Genomic DNA, 19,747 nt, shown 5'->3' with positions numbered 1-19,747 from the left:
GGTTGGTCATCTCTGCGAGGTTGGCACCCTTGCCACCGAGAAGGTCCTCAAGGACGCGACCCCGCCGGGCGGCTCGACTTCGACTGGCGCGAGGGCGACGTCCTCTAGCTGCCGCTGATGCTCGGGGCGCCCGTCTCGATGTGCCCCGTGTACCGGCGCGACCAGGTGCCGTCGGAGTCGGCGAGGACCGTGAAGTCGTACCAGCCGTTGCTGTAGGCGACGGCGTTGAAGTAGTCCTCGCGCGAGGAGTTCGCCGGCACGGTGTACGTCCACGGGCCGTCCGTGCGGTAGGCGTTCGCGCGGATCGTGAAGGTGACCGGGGAGGCGGAGGCGTTGGTCATCTTGAGGTAGAGCGCCGTCTTGCCGGTGCCCGGCTCCACCGCGAAGCGGGACGCGACCTCGATGGACTTCCCCGCCTTCGACGCGTCACCGATGAAGCGCCGCAGGAAGCGGTTCGGCCCGTACATCGAGATGTCGTACTTGCCGGAGCCGCTGCCCGTGCCGATGTTGAAGTAGTCCGTCGACGTGGCGCCGGCGTCCACCGTGTACTGCCAGGCCGCCGTGTCCCGGTACTGGTGCGGGTGGATCGAGAAGTGCGCCGCCTGCTTGGCCTCCGCGCCCGCGTTCGTCATCGAGAACCAGGCCAGGATCTTGCCGCCCGAGCCGAACTCGAAGCGGTCCAGGTTCCCGTTGACCTGGTACGGAAGGGCGCGCGCGGGCCGGGTCCCGGCCTCCTGCACCGGCTGCGCGTTGTCCTGCGGCACGGGGTTGGACAGCGGGCCGCAGGTCGCCTGGCCGATGACCTTGGCCGTGGAGGGCAGGCCCGCGGGAACCCCGTAGACCGGGTGCGCGAAGTCGAAGACGCCCGTCAGGTCCCCGGTCACCTTGCGGCGCCACGCGCTGATGTTCGGACAGGTGGCGGGAGTGCCGAGGGCCGCCGTCCACTTCTCCATGAAGCGCAGGACCGAGGTGTGGTCGAAGACCTCGGAGCTGACCCAGCCGCCGCGGGTCCACGGGGACATCACGATCATCGGGACGCGGAAGCCGAGCCCGATCGGGGTGCCGTCGATGTACTCGCCCGCGGTGCCGGGCGGGGCGACCGGCGGTGGGACGTGGTCGAAGAAGCCGTCGTTCTCGTCGTAGTTGAGGAACAGGACGGTGGAGTCGAAGACCTCCGGGTTGGCCGAGAGCGCGCGGTAGACCAGGTCCACGAAGTGCGCGCCGTCGCCGGGCGGGGCGTACGGGTGCTCGGAGAAGGCCTCGTTCGCCACGACCCAGGAGACCTGCGGGAGGGTGCCGGCGACCACGTCCGCGCGGATGGCGGCGGCGATGTCGTCGGGGGTGGAGCCGGTGACCTTGGGGACGGAGCCCATGCCGCGGTCCCACAGGGGGTTGCCGGGGGCGGCGTCCGTGAACTTCTTGAAGTAGGCGAGCCCGTTGTCCCCGTAGTTGTCCTGGGCGTTCTGGTAGACCTTCCAGCTCATCCCGGCGCGCTGGAGGGCCTCCGCGTACGTCTCCCAGGTCAGCCCGGACTCGTCGCCGCCGTCCTTGCTGCCCGCGTCGACCTTGCCGCTCCACAGGAAGGTGCGGTTGGGGCCGGTCGCGCTCAGGGTGGAGCAGAAGTAGGCGTCGCAGATCGTGTAGTTGTCGGCGAGGCCGTAGTGGAACGGTATGTCGCCGCGGTCGAGGTACCCGAGGGTGCGGGTGTTGCCGACGCCGGTGACGAAGTTGTCCATGCGGCCCTTGTTCCAGGCCGCGTGCTGCGAGGTCCAGCTGTGCGGGAGGTCGCCGTTGCACTGGGCGAGGGTCTCGCCGTCCACCCCGCCCACCGGCGGGGTGGAGCTGAGCTTCCACGGGTACTGGCGGCCGCCCCAGTTGGGCTGGTTGAACATGCCCCAGCCGCCCGGGATGTTGCCGGCGGCGCGGTCGCCGAACCCGCGGACACCCTTCAGCTTGCCGAAGTAGTGGTCGAAGCTGCGGTTCTCCTGCATCAGGATCACCACGTGTTTCACGTCGGTGATCGTGCCGGACGCGGTGGCCGCGGCCGCCGAGGACGGCGCGATCGCGGGCAGGGTCGCGCCCGCCATCAGCCCGGCGCCGATTCCCACGAATCCTCTGCGGCTGATAGGTGTCACTGGCTGCTCGCCTCCAACTCAAGTGCCCCGGCGGCACATTGACGGCAAGCGTGGCGGCAGTCGCGCCAAAGGTCTACAACCGTGCGGTAAGAAACCGGTGAACATCCGGGTGGCCTGATTCAGCCGTCGCCCCGTACGGGCATCTTGCCGAGATCGTCCCCTCGGAGCATGCCCCGGAAGGCCTCCACCGTGTGATCAAATCCCTGTACAACGGTGGTGCCGGTGCCGATCCGGCCACTGCGCAGAGGGGGGACGCGGAAGTCCTCCAGCTCGTCCTGTCAGATTGGTGTGATTGCGAACCAATACCCCTTCCAGGCGCAGCGGCTTGTGTACGACCTCGCAGAGGTTGCGGGGCGCGGCGGGGGAGCGGTCGGGAATCCGGCGGGCGCCGAGCGGCCGGGCGATGTGGCCGGAGGCGGTTCCGACGCCGCCCGCCGGCCGGCCAGGGGCTCGGCGCGGCGATCATGCCCGAGCTGCCCCTCCGGGAGGCGACCGGAGCGGTGGAGGTCACCGGTTTGGGTCCCGAGGGGCCGGTGGGACACGTGGGGTACGTCACCCCACCGGAATCCGCCACCACTCTCGCCGTACGGGCTCTGATCAGGGAACTTCGCCCCCGGAGCGGCTGAGAACGGAGCTCCGTAAGAGGCCCTCCGGGCCGTGCGGCGTCTCAGATAGTAGGAAGTCCGAGTAATTGCGGAGACATACAGACGGAGCTGGCTTACGTTGTAGAAGCCGAACGTCTCGCCGATCCGGCGAATGGCGGTCGAGAGCGCGCGCCCCATGGCAGGCAACCCCTGCCGCGCACCGCTCCCCGCCTCATCCGGCGCCTTGAAGGAACCCCTCATCCGTGGCCCCGCCACGCCGTGATCTCAAGGAGTCGATCACCATGACGCACACCCCCACCACCACCGCCCGCCGTGTCCGCCGCTCCGCCTCCGCCGACGCCGACCGCAAGAACGCGGCCGCCGCCCTGCAGCGCGCCCTGGACCGCCGCGACAACGGCGGCTCGACCGGCCACTGACGGGCCTCCGCCCCGGCCCCGGCCCGGCCGCCGGCCTGCCGCAATCAGGTCCCCGGCCCGCCGCCGGGCAATTCCCGGAACCGGACATATGGCGTCCACATGGTGGACTCCATATGTCTGAGGGATGGGACAAGGAGTACGGTTCCACCATGTCGACCAGCATCAATCTCGCAGTGATCCCCGGTGATGGCATCGGCCAGGAAGTCGTGGCTCAGGGCCTCAAGGTCCTTACCGCGGTCCTGCCCCAGGATGTGAAGCTGGAGACCAAGGAGTACGACCTCGGCGCCCAGCGCTGGCACCGCACCGGTGAAACCCTCCCGGACGCGGAGCTCGAGGCCCTCAAGCACCACGACGCGATCCTGCTGGGCGCCATCGGCGACCCCTCGGTCCCGTCGGGCGTCCTGGAGCGCGGTCTGCTGCTGAAGCTCCGCTTCGCCTTCGACCACTTCATCAACCTGCGCCCCTCGAAGCTCTTCCCCAACACGGCCACCCCGCTCGCCGGCCGCCCGGAGATCGACTTCGTCGTGGTCCGCGAGGGCACCGAAGGCCCGTACACCGGCAACGGCGGCAGCCTGCGCACCGGCACCCCGGCCGAGGTGGCCACCGAGGTCAGCCTCAACACCGCCTACGGCGTCGAGCGCGTGGTCCGTGACGCGTACGAGCGCGCCAACGCCCGCCCGCGCAAGAAGCTGACGCTGGTCCACAAGAACAACGTCCTCGTCTACGCCGGTCACCTGTGGAAGAACATCTTCGACAAGGTCGGCCAGGAGTACCCCGAGGTCACCACCGACTACCTGCACGTCGACGCCGCGACGATCTTCTTCGTCACCCAGCCGGAGCGCTTCGACGTCATCGTCACGGACAACCTCTTCGGTGACATCCTCACCGACCTGGCCGCCGCCGTGACCGGCGGAATCGGCCTGGCCGCCTCCGGGAACATCAACCCGACCGGCGCCTTCCCGTCCATGTTCGAGCCCGTCCACGGCTCGGCCCCGGACATCGCCGGCACCGGCAAGGCCGACCCGACCGCGACGATCCTCTCGGTCGCCCTCCTGCTGCGCCACCTCGGCTACGAGGCCCAGGCCGCCCGCATCGAGGACGCGGTCTCCGCCGACCTCGCCGAGCGCGACGGCACCTTCCGCTCCACCGACGCCATCGGCGACGCCCTCGCCGCGCGCGTAGCCGGCTGACCCGGTAGCCCCACCTCCAGGAAGCCGCCGGGTCGCGACCACCGCACCCGGCGGCTTTTCCTGTGCGGCCCCGGGTGCCACCATCTCCCCTGGGCCGCATTCACCCCGTTTCACCGAAGTCCTCTCGCGCGCGATAATCGAACGCGAGGCCGCGGAATACGGGGAAGCTCGGACGTCCTAGTACGCCGTGAGCGCGGTCCGCCCTACAAAACCGGTGAAGGACAAGCACTCATGACGACGACGCCCACGATCGAGCTGAAGCCCTCCTCGAACCCCCTGTCCGCCGCGGAGCGCGAGGCGATCCTGGCGAGCCCCGGCTTCGGCCGCCACTTCACCGACCACATGGTGACGGTCAAGTGGACCGAGGGCCGCGGCTGGCACGACGCCGAGCTGGTCCCGTACGCGCCGCTGTCGATGGACCCGGCGAACATGACCCTGCACTACGCGCAGACCATCTTCGAGGGGCTGAAGGCGTACAAGCAGCCCGACGGCACCGTCGCCACCTTCCGCCCGCAGGCCAACGCCGAGCGCTTCCAGGCCTCCGCCCGCCGGATGGCGATGCCGGAGCTGCCGACCGAGCTGTTCATCGACGCCTGTGACGCGCTGATCAAGCAGGACCGCGCCTGGGTGCCGGACTCCGGCGAGGCCTCGCTCTACCTGCGCCCCTTCATGTTCGCCACCGAGGTCGGCCTCGGCGTCCGCCCGGCGAACGAGTTCCTCTTCATCGTCATCGCCTCCCCGGCCGGCGCCTACTTCCCCGGGGGCGTCAAGCCCGTCTCCGTCTGGCTCTCCGAGGAGTACGTCCGCGCCGCCAAGGGCGGCACCGGCGCGGCCAAGACCGGCGGCAACTACGCGGCCTCGCTCGTCGCGCAGGCCCAGGCCGCCGAGCACGGCTGCGACCAGGTGGTCTGGCTCGACGCGGTCGAGCACCGCTGGATCGAGGAGATGGGCGGGATGAACCTGTACTTCGTGTACGGCGACCGCATCGTCACCCCCGAGCTCACCGGCTCGCTCCTCCCCGGCATCACCCGCGACTCCCTCCTCACCATCGCCCGCGACCTCGGCTACACCGCCGAGGAGGGCCGCATCACCACCGAGGACTGGAAGCGCGACAACGAGAACGGCACCCTCACCGAGGTCTTCGCCTGCGGCACGGCCGCCGTGATCACCCCGGTCGGCTCCGTCAAGTCGGAGCGCGCGAACTGGACCCAGGGCACCGGCGAGCCCGGCGAGGTCACCATGAAGCTCCGCAAGGCCCTCCTGGACCTCCAGACCGGCCACAACGCCGACACCCACGGCTGGATGCACCCGCTGGGCTAGAGCCGGCGGTCCGTACGCACGAAGGCCCGCGCCCCCTGGATCCAGGGGGCGCGGGCCTTCGTCCGTACGCGGGAGTCGCGGGGGAGTCCTACGCGGCGACCGGCTCCTCGGCGGGCTCCACGACCGGGGCGGGGGCGGTGCGGGCGGTCAGCGCCGCGTAGACCAGGCCGCCGGCGAGTCCGGAGAAGATGAAGGAGCAGTCCACCCCGCCGGTCAGGGCGAGCAGCGGGCCCTCGTAGAAGGGGGTGCTCACGGCGAGCAGGCCGACACCCGCGCCGATCACCCAGGAGGCAGTGGCGCGCAGGTTCCAGCCGCCGCGGTACCAGTAGATCCCGCCCACCGAGCGGCGGTTGAAGACCTGGAGCGCGTCGGCGTCGTACTGGCCCCGGCACCGGACGAAGCCGATCAGGGTGATCACGGCCCACGGGGTGCCGATCGCGGTCAGCAGCAGCACGAAGGAGGTCATCGCGGACTGCACGTTCCACTCGAAGGAACCGACGAAGACGAAGGCGGTGGCGACGGCGGCGGCGATCACGGTGGCCTTGGTGCGGGTGGCCTTGGGGACGATGGCGTCGAGGTCCAGGCCCATGGAGTACAGCATCAGCCCGGCGTTGCCCACCGAGCCGGCCGCGGCGGCGGCGAGCAGCGGGACCAGGTACCAGAACGGCGACGCGGCCACGAGCGGTCCGGCGTAGTCGTCGGCGCCTGCCCCGGCGGCGAGCGCGGTGTAGGTGCCGAACAGCTGCGGGATCAGCAGGCCGATCAGGAGGCCGAAGCCGGTGGCCCAGAACACCTTGCGGGGGCTGTGCCTGGCGGGGGAGACGTAGCGGGTGTAGTCGCCGAGCAGGGTGATGAAGGCGACGGGACCGCTGAGCCCGGCGGCGACGGCCGCGAGCAGCCAGGTGGGCCAGAAGGAGCCGAGGAGGTACGAGGGCTCCGTGGCGGTGGCGGTGAAGTCCGGGGCGTAGGCGAAGACGCCGATGGCCAGCAGGACCACCATGCCGATGGAGAGCACCTTGCTCATGCGCAGCAGCAGCCGGTAGCCGAAGACGGCCCCGACGACGGTGCACGCGGCGAGCACGCCGTACATCGCGGCCCGCGAGATGCCGGTGTCCGGCAGTCCGGTGAGCCGGGAGAGGACGCCGACCATCACGTCGCCGCCGATCCACAGGGTCAGCGCGGTGTAGCCCAGGGAGAGCAGCAGGCCCACGATCGAGCCGACGAGCCGGCCGCGGACGCCGAACTGGGCTCCGCTGGACGTGGAGAGGTTGGTCGCCGTGCGAAGGGACACCAGAGCCAGCGGCGCGGTGACCGCTATACCGACGAGGGTGCCGGTCACGATGGCGGTGACCGACGGCCACAGCCCCAGTCCGAAGGACGGGGGCAGCCAGCCGAAGACGATCACACCGAGGCAGAGATTGGAGCCGAGGAGGATCGAGATCAGGTCACGTGGACCACTCGTCCGTTCCTCCTCCGGAATGGTGTCGACTCCGCGCTGTTCGATGGGCATGGGGGGACTCCCTTGGCAGGGCGGGGGGTGGCAGAGCAATGTTTGAGCGACACTCAATGTGACCTAAGCCCACGTCTCAGGTCAATGCTTCATTGCAGACAAATGAAGAGTTAGAGTGATGCTCTAACCCATCGACTCGAAGGGTGGTGGATCGGCGTGCGGCTGACCCCTACGGAGCGCGACCGGCTGCTGCTCCGCGGTGCTGCGGAACTGGCCAGGGCCCGGCGGGCCCGCGGCCTCAGGCTCAACGTCCCGGAGGCCACCGCGCTCATCGCGGACACGGTCTGCGAGGCCGCGCGCGACGGCAAGCGGCTGGCGGAGGCCATCGAGGAGGCCCGCTCCGTGCTGGGCCCGGACGATGTCCTGCCCGGCGTCAGCGACGTGGTCACCGAGGTGCACGTGGAGGCCGTCTTCGACGACGGATCCCGTCTCGCGGTGGTCTCGTCCCCGATCCGCGGCGCCGCCGGCCTGGGCGAGGACGCCCCGGGCGCGGTCCTGCCCGGCCCCGGCGCCCCCCAGCCGGAGCCCGCGGTCCACCTGCGCGTACGCAACACCGCGCCGGTGCCGGTCAGCGTCACCTCCCACTTCCACTTCTTCGAGGCCAACCCGCGGCTCGACTTCGACCGTGCGGCGGCGTACGGCATGCGGCTGTGCGTCCCGGCGGGCTCCTCGGTCCGCTTCGACCCCGGCGGCGAGGCCGAGGTCGCCCTGGTCCCGATCGGCGGCGCACGCATCGCCATCGGCTTCGCCGGACTGGTGGACGGCCCGCTGGACGCTCCCGGAGCCAAGGAACTGGCGCTGACCCGCGCCGGGGCCTGCGGCTATCTCGGCGCGGCCGCGGCTCCCGACGCGGAGGCCGACGCCAACGCCGACACCGATGCCGACGCAGGTACGGACGCAGCCGCCGAAGCCGACGACCGCCCGGAAGGGACGAGTGCATGAGCCGGCAGACACCCCACACGGACCACAGCGCGCACTGCGCGCCCGGCAGCCGCCACATCGACCCGCACGAGTACGCCTCCGTCTTCGGCCCCCGCGCCGGCGACCGGGTCCGGCTCGGCGACTCCGGGCTGACCGTCCGCGTGGAGTCCGACTCCCAGAAGCCCGGGGACGAGTTCCTGGCCGGGTTCGGCAAGACCGCCCGCGACGGACTGCACCTGAAGGCCGCCGCCGTCCGCGACACCTGCGACGTGGTGATCAGCAACGTGCTGGTCATCGACGCCGTCCTCGGCATCCGCAAGGTCTCCATCGGCATCCGCGAGGGCCGCATCCACGCGATCGGCCGGGCCGGCAACCCCGACACCCTCGACGGGGTGGACGTGGTGGTCGGCACGGGGACGAGCATCGTCTCCGGCGAGGGCATGATCGCCACCGCCGGCGCCGTCGACACCCACGTGCACCTGCTCTCCCCGCGCATCATGGAGGCCTCGCTCGCCGCGGGCGTCACCACGATCATCGGGCAGGAGTTCGGCCCCGTCTGGGGCGTCGGCGTCAACTCGCCGTGGGCGCTGAAGCACGCCTTCAACGCCTTCGACGCCTGGCCCGTCAACATCGGCTTCCTCGCCCGCGGCTCCTCCTCGGACCCGGCCCCGCTGGTCGAGGCACTCGCCGAAGGCGGGGCCTGCGGCTTCAAGGTCCACGAGGACATGGGCGCGCACACCCGCGCCCTGGACACCGCCCTGCGGGTCGCCGAGGAGTACGACGTCCAGGTCGCCCTGCACAGCGACGGCCTCAACGAATGCCTCTCCGTCGAGGACACCCTGCGGGTGCTGGACGGCCGGACCATCCACGCCTTCCACATCGAGGGCTGCGGCGGCGGACACGTCCCCAACGTGCTCAAGATGGCGGGCGTGCCGAACGTCATCGGCTCCTCCACCAACCCGACCCTGCCCTTCGGCCGGGACGCGGTCGCCGAGCACTACGGCATGATCGTCTCCGTCCACGACCTCAAGCCGGACCTCCCCGGCGACGCCGCCATGGCCCGCGACCGGATCCGCGCCGGCACGATGGGGGCCGAGGACGTCCTGCACGACCTCGGTGCGATCGGCATCACCTCCTCCGACGCCCAGGGCATGGGCCGCGCGGGCGAGACCATCCGCCGCACCTTCGCCATGGCCGCCAAGATGAAGGGCGAGCTCGGCCCGCTCGACGGCGACGGCGAGGGCGACGACAACGCCCGCGTCCTGCGCTACATGGCCAAGCTGACCATCAACCCGGCCATCGCCCACGGCCTGGCCCACGAGATCGGCTCCATCGAGGTCGGCAAGCTCGCCGACATCGTGCTCTGGCGCCCCCAGTTCTTCGGTGCCAAGCCGCAGCTGGTCCTCAAGTCCGGCTTCCCGGCCTACGGGGTCACCGGTGACCCCAACGCCGCCACCGACACGTGCGAACCGCTCGTCCTCGGACCGCAGTTCGGCTCGTACGGGGCCACCGCGGCCGACATCTCCGTCGCCTTCGTCTCGGCCGCCGCCGCGGCCCTCGGCGGCGACGGGATGCCGACCCGCCGGCGCCGGGTCGCCGTCCGCGGCACCCGAGGCATCGGCCCGGGGAACCTGCTCCTCAACTCCCGGGTGGGCGCGGTCGATGTGGACGCGCGCAGCGGACTCGTCTCCCTCGACGGAGAACCGCTGCGCTCCGAAGCCGCCGAATCGGTCTCCCTCAACCGCCTGTACTTCTTGTAAGCCGGCTCAGCCTCTCAGCCTCTCAGCCTCTCAGCCTGCTCAGCCTCTAAGCCAGCACAGCCTTTAAGGACCTCCCTGCCATGACCGACACCACGCCCGTGAACGCCGGATTCCGGATGCCCGCCGAGTGGATGCCCCACGAGCGCACCTGGATGGCCTGGCCCAGCCCCAACCCCACCTTCACCAACGAGCAGGAGCTCGCCGAAGCCCGCCAGGCCTGGGGCGCGGTCGCCCGCGCGGTGCGCTCGTACGAGCCCGTGACCCTGGTCGTCTCGCCCGGTGACGCGGAGAGCGCCCGCGCCGTCGTCGGCGACGACATCGAGCTGGTGGAGCGCGAGCTCGACGACGCGTGGATGCGCGACATCGGCCCGACCTTCGTCACCAACGACGCGGGCGAGCTCGCCGCCGTCGACTGGACCTTCAACGGCTGGGGCGCCCAGGACTGGGCCCGCTGGGACCACGACTCGAAGATCGCCCGGGAGATCTCCGGCCTCGTCGGCACCCGCACCTACAGCACCGCCCTGGTCAACGAGGGCGGCGCCATCCACGTGGACGGCGAGGGCACCGTGCTCCTCACCGACACCGTGCAGCTCGGCAAGGGCCGCAACCCCGACTGGACCCGCGAGCAGGTCGAGGCCGAGATCCACGCCCACCTGGGCACCACCAAGGCGATCTGGCTCCCGTACGGCCTGGCCGGCGACTACGGCACCTACGGCACCCAGGGCCACGTCGACATCGTCGCCGCCTTCGCGCGCCCCGGCGTGGTCATGGTCCACAGCCAGCCCGACCCGGCCCACCCGGACCACGAGCGCGGCAAGACCATCGCCGCCATCCTGCGCGCCTCCACCGACGCCCGCGGACGGCAGCTGGAGGTCGTGGAGATCCCGGCCCCGACCGTGCTGGAGGAGGACGGGGAGTGGGTCGACTACTCCTACATCAACCACTACCTGTGCAACGGCGGCGTGGTCCTGTGCGCCTTCGACGACCCGCGCGACGAGGAGGCGGCGGAGATCTTCCGCGGTCTGTTCCCGGAGCGGACCGTGACGCTCGTCGACGCACGTACGATTTTCGCCGGGGGTGGCGGTATCCACTGCATCACCCAGCAGCAGCCGAAGGTCTGACCCCAGGGGGGCGGCCGGGACGAGGAGTGGGCCATGGTCGCGGGTGAGGTACGTGCCGCGCGCAAGAACGCGCCGCCGCGCGAGGACGTACTGGTCGCCGCCATGGCCACCATCGCCGAGCGCGGCCTGGACGGTCTGACCATGGCCGGCCTGGGCCGCGAGGTCGGCATGAGCAGCGGCCACCTCCTCTACTACTTCGGCACCAAGGACGAGCTCCTGCTGCAGACCCTGGAGTGGAGCGAGGCGGCGCTCGGCGCCCGCCGCCGCGCCCTGCTGTCGCGCCGGGGCCCGGCGCGCGAGCGCCTGCAGGCGTACGTGGACCTGTACGTGCCCGAGGGCGCGCGGGACCCGCACTGGACCCTGTGGCTGGAGGTGTGGAACCGCTCGCAGAACGCGGGACCGGGGGAGCGGGAGCGCCAGGGGGCCATCGAGGGCGCCTGGCACCGCGACCTGGTGGCCCTGCTCGCCGAAGGCATCTCGCGCGGGGAGTTCCGCCCGGTCGACCCGGACCGCTTCGGGGCGCGGCTGCGGGCCCTGCTCGACGGGTTCAGCATCCAGGTCGCCGTCGGCCTGCCCGGGATAGGGCGGGGCGACATCCTGGAGCACGTCGCCGAGTTCCTCAGCGAGGCACTGACCCCGGGCACCCGGGTCTGAGCCGCGGGCCGGCCCGGGGCGGCCGGTCCCGTACGTCCGTTCCCGTACGCGCCGCCCCGTACGCCCCGCCCGCCCCGCGGACGGGCCTGACCGCATGCTGAGATCCCCGTCCATGCGCGGCATGCGGTATGGCAGACTGCCGAGCGTGCCTGCTCAGCTCATGATTATGGACAGCAGCGCGCCGGTCCCCAGTGGCCGCTGAGCCGCGGAAGAACTTCGCGGAGGCGGCCACCGTGCCCCAGACCCGCGCGCAAACCTCTCGCACCCGCGAGAGGTTTTTTCGTTTTCCGGCCCGAACACGCCGGAATCGGGCAGCGCGCGATGATGGGGGCAGTGGCGTCGGCCTGCCCGAGGGCGGGCATCCGGAACCACCCATCCGACAGGAGTCAGATCAGCATGACGACGACAGAGGCGAACGAGCCGGCTGCGCCGGCTTCGGGCCCCGGCGATTCCGGCGGTGTCGAAGACGGGTTCCACGTCTTCGACACGACCCTGCGCGACGGCGCCCAGCGTGAGGGCATCAACCTCACGGTCGCGGACAAGCTGACGATCGCCCGGCACCTGGACGACTTCGGGGTGGGCTTCATCGAGGGCGGCTGGCCCGGCGCCAACCCGCGCGACACGGAGTTCTTCTCGCGTGCCCGCGCGGAGATCGACTTCAAGCACGCCCAGCTCGTCGCCTTCGGCGCGACCCGCCGGGCGGGCGGCTCGGCCGCCACCGACCCGCAGGTCCGCGCCCTGCTGGAGTCCGGCGCCCCGGTGATCACCCTGGTCGCCAAGTCCCACGACCGGCACGTCGAGCTCGCGCTGCGCACCACCCTCGAAGAGAACCTGGAGATGGTCCGCGACACCGTCGCCCACCTGGTCTCCGAGGGCCGCCGGGTCTTCGTCGACTGCGAGCACTTCTTCGACGGCTACCGGGCCAACGCCGAGTACGCGAAGTCCGTCGTACGCGCCGCCCACGAGGCCGGCGCCGACGTCGTGGTCCTGTGCGACACCAACGGCGGCATGCTGCCCGCGCAGATCGCCGCGACCGTGGCGACCGTACTGGCCGACACCGGGGCCCGCCTGGGCATCCACGCCCAGGACGACACCGGATGCGCCGTCGCCAACACGCTGGCCGCCGTGGACGCGGGCGCCACCCACGTGCAGTGCACCGCGAACGGCTACGGCGAGCGGGTCGGCAACGCCAACCTCTTCCCGGTCGTCGCCGCGCTGGAGATCAAGTACGGCCGCACGGTCCTGCCGGCGGGCGCGCTGGCCGAGATGACCCGGATCTCGCACGCCATCGCCGAGGTCGTCAACCTCACCCCCTCCACGCACCAGCCCTACGTCGGCGTCTCCGCCTTTGCGCACAAGGCGGGCCTGCACGCCTCGGCGATCAAGGTCGACCCGGACCTGTACCAGCACATCGACCCCGCGCGGGTCGGCAACACGATGCGGATGCTCGTCTCCGACATGGCCGGCCGGGCCTCCATCGAGCTCAAGGGCAAGGAGCTCGGCGTCGACCTCGGCGGGGACCGCGCGCTGGTGTCCCGGGTGGTGGAGCGGGTCAAGGAGCGCGAGCTCCAGGGCTACACGTACGAGGCCGCAGACGCCTCCTTCGAACTGCTGCTGCGCGCCGAGGCCGAGGGCCGGGCGCGCAAGTACTTCCGCATCGAGTCCTGGCGGGCCATCGTCGAGGACCGCCCCGACGGCACGCACGCCAACGAGGCCACGGTGAAGCTGTGGGCCAAGGGCGAGCGGATCGTCGCGACGGCGGAGGGCAACGGCCCGGTCAACGCCCTGGACCGCGCGCTGCGGGTCGCCCTGGAGCGCTTCTACCCCCAGCTCGCGAAGTTCGAGCTGATCGACTACAAGGTCCGCATCCTGGAGGGCGCACACGGCACGGCGTCCACGACCCGGGTCCTGGTCACCACCACGGACGGGACCCGTGAATGGAACACGGTCGGCGTCGCCCCGAACGTCATCGCGGCCTCCTGGCAGGCCCTGGAGGACGCCTTCACCTACGGCCTCCTCCATGCGGGCGTGGAACCGGCGGAGTAGTCCTGGCCGCCCCCGGACCCGTCCGGGGGCGGCACGGCAAGGCCCGAGCCGTTCCGTCCGGGGCGGTGGCCCTTATGTCCAGCTCACACAGGATTACCCCCGTTCGGGTAGCGTCGTGGCTATGAGGACCAGGCTTATATCCGTACGTACGGGATCGCTGCTGGCCGCTCTGCTGCTGGCGCTGTCCGCGACCGCGCTGCTGGTCGCCCCGGGGGCGTCGGCCGCCGACGGGACCACCACCGTGGCGGAGGCCCTCAAGAAGGGGCCGGTCTACGTCGACCCCCGCGCCGCCGCGCAGCTGTCGCCCGCGCAGGCGGACGCGCTCGCGAAGAAGATCAGGGACGCCGGGAAGCCGGTCTTCGTGGCGGTGCTGCCGGCCACCGCCGAGTACCCGGCCGCCAGCGTGCTGAAGACGGTCCGTACCGAGACCGGGATCACCGGGCTCTACGCGATCCGGCTCGGGGACGGTTTCAATGCCGGCGCCGACCGGGCCGTCATGCCGAACAACGCCGTACGCAACCTGGTCGACGCCGTCAAGGCGGGCGGACCCGCCGACGCGAACACCGAGATCAACAACTTCGTGGACCAGGCCCTCGCCCAGGCCAAGGGCAAGGCCCCCGCCTCCTGGGGCGGCGCCGCGGCCGACGACGGGGCCCCGGTGGGCGCCCTGATCGGGCTCGGCGTGGTGGTGGCCGTCGGCGGTGGCGGGGCGTACGCACTGGTCAAGCGCAACCGCAAGAAGAAGGAAGAGCTCCGGCGCGAGTCCGTCGCACGGCTGAGCGTGGTCGTCGACGAGGACATCACGGCCTTCGGCGAGGAGCTGGAGCGCCTGGACTTCCACCCCGGTGAGCCCGGCGCCGACGACGCCATGCGCGCCGACTACGAGCAGGGCCTCGACTCCTACGAGAAGGCCAAGCAGATCATGGCCTCGGTGCGGTACCCGGAGGAGGTCAAGGGAGTCACCCAGGCGCTGGAGGACGGCCGGTACGCCCTGGCCCGCCTCGACGCGCGCCGTCAGGGCCTGCCGCTGCCCGAGCGCCGGGCGCCCTGCTTCTTCGACCCGCGCCACGGCCCGAGCACGGAGGACGCGGCCTGGGCCCCGGCGGGCGGGGCCGCCCGTACGGTCCCGGTCTGCGCGGCGGACGCCGTACGGCTGCGCGACGGCCAGGACCCGGCGGTCCGCACCGTCGAGACCGAACACGGTCCGCGCCCCTACTACGACGCCGGCCCGGCGTACGGTCCCTGGGCCGGCGGCTACTTCGGCGGCGGCATGCTGCCCGGCCTGCTCATGGGCACGATGCTCGGTTCGATGATGTCCAGTCCGGCCTACGCCTCGGACTTCGGCGGCGGCAACGGCTTCGACGCGGGGGGCGGCGGCTTCGACGGGGGCGACGTCTCCGGGGCCGACTTCAACCCGTCCGACTTCGGCGGCGGAGGCTTCGGCGGCGGGGACTTCGGCGGAGGAGGGGGCTTCGACGGCGGAGGGTTCGGCGGGGGCGACTTCTAGCCGCCCCCGGGCCCGCCGGGTGGAACCGGGCTCACGCCTGCTTGATCGCCGAGATGTCGAAGGTCAGCTTCACCTTGTCGCTGACCATCACGCCACCGGTCTCCAGGGCCGCGTTCCAGGTCAGGCCCCAGTCGGAGCGCAGGATCTCGGCGGAGCCCTCGAATCCGACGCGCTCGTTGCCGTAGACGTCGGTGGCCGCGCCGCCGAACTCCAGGTCGATGGAGAGCGGGCGCGTGACGTCCTTGATGGTCAGCTCACCGGTGATGCGGTACTTGTCGCCGCCGAGCTGCTGCGCCTCGGTGGAGCGGAAGGTCATCAGCGGGAAGGTCTCGGCGTCGAAGAAGTCCCCGGAGCGCAGGTGGCCGTCGCGGTCGCCGATGCCGGTGTCGACGGAGGCGATCTTCACGTCGATGGAGGCCGTGGAGCGGGACGGGTCGGTGCCGTCCAGGTGCAGGGAGCCCTCGTGCTCGGCGAAGGTGCCGCGCACGTTGGTGACCATCGCGTGGCGGACGGTGAATCCGATGCTGCTGTGGGAGGCGTCGATGACGTAGTCGCCGGTGAGCGCGGCCAGGGCCGGGTCCACGTCGAGGGTGGCGACGGCGGTCGGGGCGGTGTCCTGGGCGCGGCGGGTGAAGAGACCCATGGCTACTCCTAAGGGGGGGGTGCCGCTCGGTGTCCGGCACTCGGGGGTTCGGGGTTCTTGCTTCGTTGAACTTTCAACAAGAACGACGCTAGACCCATTCCGTTCAAATTTCAACCTCCCGCACTCTTGTGGGCGGCTTGGATGACTTGACGGCATCTTGGTGACGCCTTGGCGGCCACTTGGGGGAGTGGTTTGTGGAAACCCCACAAAGGACCAACGTCCTGCCTGGTGGGACGGGCTGCTCCCGCAGTGGTTCTGTCCGGCCCGGACAGCGGAAGACACCCGACACTGTGTGGATTCGACGGAGGGTTTTTACGGTCCGGCTTCGTAAGGTCATTACATGACCGTTGTGGACCAGATTCCGAGCGAGCCGACGGACGCCCGCGGGCGCGTGGCCGAGCTGCACGACCTGCGCGAGCAGGCGCGGCGCGGCCCGAGTGACCGGGCGACCGAAGCGCAGCACGCCAAGGGCAAGCTCACCGCCCGTGAGCGGATCGCGTTGCTGCTCGACGAGGGTTCCTTCAAGGAGGTCGAGCAGCTGCGCCGCCACCGGGCGACCGGGTTCGGCCTGGAGGCCAAGAAGCCCTACACCGACGGTGTCATCACCGGCTGGGGCACGGTCGAGGGCCGCACGGTCTTCGTCTACGCGCACGACTTCCGCATCTTCGGCGGCGCCCTGGGCGAGGCCCACGCCACGAAGATCCACAAGATCATGGACATGGCCATCGCGGCCGGTGCCCCGCTGGTCTCCCTCAACGACGGCGCCGGCGCCCGCATCCAGGAGGGCGTCTCCGCGCTCGCCGGCTACGGCGGCATCTTCCAGCGCAACACCAAGGCCTCGGGCGTCATCCCGCAGATCTCGGTGATGCTGGGCCCCTGTGCGGGCGGCGCGGCCTACTCCCCGGCCCTCACGGACTTCGTGTTCATGGTCCGGGAGACCTCGCAGATGTTCATCACCGGCCCGGACGTGGTCCGCGCGGTGACCGGCGAGGAGATCACCCAGAACGGCCTCGGCGGCGCGGACGTGCACGCCGAGACCTCGGGCGTGGCGCACTTCGCGTACGACGACGAGGAGACCTGCATCTCCGAGGTCCGCTACCTCATCACGATGCTGCCCTCCAACAACCGCGAGAACCCGCCGGTCCACGAGACCAGCGACCCGGCCGACCGCCGCTCCGAGGTCCTGCTCGACCTCGTGCCCGCCGACGGCAACCGCCCGTACGACATGCTCAAGGTCATCGAGGAGCTCGTCGACGAGGGCGACGTCCTGGAGATCCACGAGCGCTGGGCCCGCAACATCATCTGCGCCCTGGCGCGGATGGACGGCCAGGTCGTCGGCATCGTCGCCAACCAGCCCGGCCACCTCGCCGGCGTCCTGGACATCCACGCCTCCGAGAAGGCGGCGCGCTTCGTCCAGCTCTGCGACGCCTTCAACATCCCGATCATCACCCTGCTGGACGTCCCCGGCTTCCTGCCGGGCGTCGACCAGGAGCACGGCGGCATCATCCGCCACGGCGCGAAGCTGCTGTACGCGTACTGCAACGCGACCGTGCCGCGGATCTCGCTGATCCTGCGCAAGGCCTACGGCGGTGCGTACATCGTCATGGACTCGCAGTCCATCGGCGCCGACCTCACCTACGCCTGGCCGACCAACGAGATCGCCGTGATGGGCGCCGAGGGCGCCGCCAACGTCATCTTCCGCAAGCAGATCGCGGACGCCGAAGACCCCGAGGCCATGCGTGCGCGCATGGTCAAGGAGTACAAGGCCGAGCTGATGCACCCTTACTACGCGGCCGAGCGAGGCCTCGTGGACGACGTGATCGACCCCGCGGAAACCCGCGAAGTCCTCGTCGCCGCCCTCGCGATGCTCCGCAACAAGCACGCGGACCTGCCGTCGCGCAAGCACGGCAACCCGCCCCAGTAGACGTCGAAGGAGAACTGCCACCGATGAGCAACGCCACCGCAACCCTGCTGAAGGTCGAGAAGGGCAACGCCGAGCCCGAGGAGCTGGCCGCGATCACCGCGATCCTGCTCGCCCGCGCCGCCGCCACCCCCGAGTACGCCCCGGCCGCCTCCGCCGGCTCCCAGGCCGGCTGGCGCCGCCTGGAGCGCACCCCCGGCTTCCGCGGCCCGCGCAGCTGGCAGGGCTAGTACCCGAAGCCCCGCGGCACCACGCGAGAAAGCCCCCCGCACTCCTCGGAGTGCGGGGGGCTTTCTCGCGTACGACCGGGACGGCTACCGCAGGCGGGCCATGAGGGCGTGCTCGACCAGGGTGATGAGCGCGCTCTTGGCGTCCGCGCGGTGGCGGGCGTCGGTGGTGATGATGGGGGCGTCCGGGCCGATCTGCAGGGCCTCGCGGACTTCCTCCGGGGTGTAGGGCTGGTGCCCGTCGAAGCCGTTGAGGGCGATGACGAAGGGCAGGCCGCTGTTCTCGAAGTAGTCGACGGCGGGGAAGCAGTCGGCGAGACGGCGGGTGTCGACGAGGACGACGGCGCCGATCGCGCCGCGCACCAGGTCGTCCCACATGAACCAGAAGCGGTCCTGACCGGGGGTACCGAAGAGGTACAGGATCAGGTCCTGGTCGAGGGTGATGCGGCCGAAGTCCATGGCGACCGTGGTGGTCGTCTTGTCCCCGGTGTGGGTCAGGTCGTCGATGCCGGCGGAGGCACTCGTCATGACGGCCTCGGTGCGCAGGGGGTTGATCTCGGAGACGGCGCCGACGAACGTGGTCTTGCCCACGCCGAAGCCACCCGCCACCACGATCTTCGCGGAGGTGGTGGAGCGAGGAGCCGCTCCGCCGTTAGAGCTTGCGAAGTCCACTGAGCACCCTTTCGAGCAGTGTCACGTCTGGCTGGCCACCCGCGGACTCGTCGCCGCCGGGCTGGTGGATGGCGACGAGGCCGGCCTCCGCCAGGTCGGCGACGAGGATCCGGGCCACGCCAAGAGGAATGGAAAGAAGTGCCGAGATCTCCGCGACGGATTTGATCTCCTGGCACAGGAGGCAGATGCGCTGGTGCTCGGGCAACTGCCCTTGCAGACGCGCGGGATCGGCCGTCGTGCTGACCAGTGCCTCGATGGCGAGCTGGTAGCGCGGACGGGTCCGGCCACCGGTCATCGCGTACGGACGCACCAGCGGGTTGTGCGCCTGGGGAGCCGGCGGGCGCCCGCCGCGCGGAGGCTGCTGCGAGGGCCGGTAGGACTGCCCGGGCTGCTGCTGCGGACGGCCGTACGGCTGCTGCTGCGGCTGCTGGTAGGGCTGCCGCTGGTACGGCTGCCCGGAGGCGGGGTCGTGCTCCGGCGCGGGCCGGTTGCTGGGAGTGGAAGGGAAGTTGAAGCGGTTCTGGTCGTGCCCACCCTGCGGCTGCTGCGCGCCGCCATAGGGATGTCCTCCGGGTGTTGTCACGTTTCCTCCTCCGACTCCAAGTGCGCAGTACTCCCTGTGGAACCGCGCCACCGCACCCTATGGTGCAGTGACGCGAAACGCACTGCCTGTCTGCTAGTTGAGAAGTCCGCCCTGCAGTTCCGCGCGCAGGTCCGGAGTGAGGACACTGCCTGCGCGGTCCACGAGGAGGGCCATCTCGTACCCCACGAGGCCGATGTCGCACTCGGGGTGCGCGAGCACCGCGAGCGAGGATCCGTCGGACACCGACATCAGGAAGAGGAACCCGCGGTCCATCTCCACCACCGTCTGGTTGACGGCGCCGCCCTCGAAGATGCGCGAGGCACCCGCGGTGAGGGAGGTCAGCCCGGAGGCCACCGCGGCGAGCTGGTCGGCCCGGTCGCGGGGGAAGCCCTCGGACATGGCCAGAAGGAGGCCGTCGGCGGAGACCACCACCGTGTGGGACACCCCTGGGGTGTTGTCCACGAAGTTGGTGATCAACCAGTTCAGGTTCTGCGCCGCCTGGCTCATCGCGCTCAC

General features: G+C 71.0%; 17 protein-coding genes. 11 read left to right on the top strand and 6 right to left on the bottom strand.

The window, feature by feature from the left end; translation table 11 throughout:
* Positions 1-104: 104 nt before the first annotated feature.
* Entirely contained in the window at positions 105-2,135 is a 2,031-nt protein-coding gene (locus ACWCP2_RS34775) for a phosphocholine-specific phospholipase C (RefSeq protein ID WP_450912557.1), read from the bottom strand.
* A gap of 886 nt (positions 2,136-3,021) precedes the next feature.
* Between ACWCP2_RS34775 and ACWCP2_RS34770 the strand changes: the two genes are divergently transcribed.
* The 3 genes from ACWCP2_RS34770 to ACWCP2_RS34760 all read left to right on the top strand — a co-directional run bounded on the left by ACWCP2_RS34770 (position 3,022) and on the right by ACWCP2_RS34760 (position 5,666).
* Complete coding sequence (locus tag ACWCP2_RS34770; protein ID WP_450912556.1) at positions 3,022-3,156, top strand: hypothetical protein; 135 nt, start codon at positions 3,022-3,024, stop codon at positions 3,154-3,156.
* A gap of 149 nt (positions 3,157-3,305) precedes the next feature.
* Positions 3,306-4,346 carry a 3-isopropylmalate dehydrogenase gene (locus tag ACWCP2_RS34765; RefSeq protein ID WP_385380726.1) on the top strand — a complete coding sequence of 347 codons (1,041 nt, stop codon included), beginning with the start codon at positions 3,306-3,308 and terminating at the stop codon, positions 4,344-4,346.
* Between the two features lie 231 nt (positions 4,347-4,577).
* On the top strand, positions 4,578-5,666 hold the full coding sequence (locus tag ACWCP2_RS34760) for a branched-chain amino acid aminotransferase (RefSeq protein WP_450912555.1): 1,089 nt from the start codon (positions 4,578-4,580) through the stop codon (positions 5,664-5,666).
* Positions 5,667-5,754: 88 nt separating this feature from the next.
* Here ACWCP2_RS34760 and ACWCP2_RS34755 read toward each other — a convergent pair whose 3' ends face one another.
* The gene (locus ACWCP2_RS34755; RefSeq protein ID WP_450912554.1) at positions 5,755-7,176 is read right to left on the bottom strand and encodes a cytosine permease; all 1,422 of its coding nucleotides are present in this window, start codon (positions 7,174-7,176) and stop codon (positions 5,755-5,757) included.
* A gap of 156 nt (positions 7,177-7,332) precedes the next feature.
* Here ACWCP2_RS34755 and ureA point away from each other — a divergent pair, with 156 nt between their 5' ends.
* The 6 genes from ureA (at position 7,333) to ACWCP2_RS34725 (ending at position 15,185) form a co-directional block, all read left to right on the top strand.
* The gene (gene ureA, locus ACWCP2_RS34750) at positions 7,333-8,118 is read left to right on the top strand and encodes an urease subunit gamma (protein ID WP_450912553.1); all 786 of its coding nucleotides are present in this window, start codon (positions 7,333-7,335) and stop codon (positions 8,116-8,118) included.
* Positions 8,115-9,857, top strand: coding sequence for an urease subunit alpha (locus ACWCP2_RS34745; protein WP_450912552.1), 1,743 nt, complete (start codon positions 8,115-8,117; stop codon positions 9,855-9,857). Before ureA ends, ACWCP2_RS34745 begins: the two co-directional genes overlap by 4 nt.
* Before the next feature lie 80 nt (positions 9,858-9,937).
* Complete coding sequence (locus ACWCP2_RS34740; protein ID WP_450912551.1) at positions 9,938-10,978, top strand: agmatine deiminase family protein; 1,041 nt, start codon at positions 9,938-9,940, stop codon at positions 10,976-10,978.
* Positions 10,979-11,011: 33 nt separating this feature from the next.
* Positions 11,012-11,632 (top strand): TetR/AcrR family transcriptional regulator, encoded by a 621-nt coding sequence (locus ACWCP2_RS34735; protein WP_450912550.1) that lies wholly within the window; start codon positions 11,012-11,014, stop codon positions 11,630-11,632.
* A gap of 396 nt (positions 11,633-12,028) precedes the next feature.
* On the top strand, positions 12,029-13,678 hold the full coding sequence (cimA, locus tag ACWCP2_RS34730; RefSeq protein WP_450912549.1) for a citramalate synthase: 1,650 nt from the start codon (positions 12,029-12,031) through the stop codon (positions 13,676-13,678).
* 121 nt (positions 13,679-13,799) lie between these two features.
* The gene (locus tag ACWCP2_RS34725) at positions 13,800-15,185 is read left to right on the top strand and encodes a hypothetical protein (protein WP_450912548.1); all 1,386 of its coding nucleotides are present in this window, start codon (positions 13,800-13,802) and stop codon (positions 15,183-15,185) included.
* 31 nt (positions 15,186-15,216) lie between these two features.
* Here ACWCP2_RS34725 and ACWCP2_RS34720 read toward each other — a convergent pair whose 3' ends face one another.
* Entirely contained in the window at positions 15,217-15,828 is a 612-nt protein-coding gene (locus tag ACWCP2_RS34720) for a YceI family protein (protein WP_450912547.1), read from the bottom strand.
* 340 nt (positions 15,829-16,168) lie between these two features.
* Between ACWCP2_RS34720 and ACWCP2_RS34715 the strand changes: the two genes are divergently transcribed.
* Positions 16,169-17,752 (top strand): acyl-CoA carboxylase subunit beta, encoded by a 1,584-nt coding sequence (locus ACWCP2_RS34715; protein ID WP_385380693.1) that lies wholly within the window; start codon positions 16,169-16,171, stop codon positions 17,750-17,752.
* A 23-nt stretch (positions 17,753-17,775) separates the two neighbouring features.
* Entirely contained in the window at positions 17,776-17,979 is a 204-nt protein-coding gene (locus ACWCP2_RS34710) for an acyl-CoA carboxylase subunit epsilon (protein WP_450912546.1), read from the top strand.
* Positions 17,980-18,063: 84 nt separating this feature from the next.
* Here ACWCP2_RS34710 and ACWCP2_RS34705 read toward each other — a convergent pair whose 3' ends face one another.
* The 3 genes from ACWCP2_RS34705 to ACWCP2_RS34695 all read right to left on the bottom strand — a co-directional run bounded on the left by ACWCP2_RS34705 (position 18,064) and on the right by ACWCP2_RS34695 (position 19,738).
* Positions 18,064-18,648 carry a GTP-binding protein gene (locus ACWCP2_RS34705; RefSeq protein ID WP_007266770.1) on the bottom strand — a complete coding sequence of 195 codons (585 nt, stop codon included), beginning with the start codon at positions 18,646-18,648 and terminating at the stop codon, positions 18,064-18,066.
* Entirely contained in the window at positions 18,629-19,231 is a 603-nt protein-coding gene (locus ACWCP2_RS34700; protein WP_450912545.1) for a DUF742 domain-containing protein, read from the bottom strand. The genes ACWCP2_RS34705 and ACWCP2_RS34700 overlap by 20 nt, the downstream gene beginning before the upstream one ends.
* Positions 19,232-19,324: 93 nt before the next feature.
* Positions 19,325-19,738 (bottom strand): roadblock/LC7 domain-containing protein, encoded by a 414-nt coding sequence (locus ACWCP2_RS34695; RefSeq protein ID WP_243337850.1) that lies wholly within the window; start codon positions 19,736-19,738, stop codon positions 19,325-19,327.
* Positions 19,739-19,747: the final 9 nt, after the last annotated feature.

The organism is Streptomyces sp. NPDC002104 (assembly GCF_053593795.1).
This window is presented reverse-complemented; position numbering and strand designations above follow the sequence as displayed.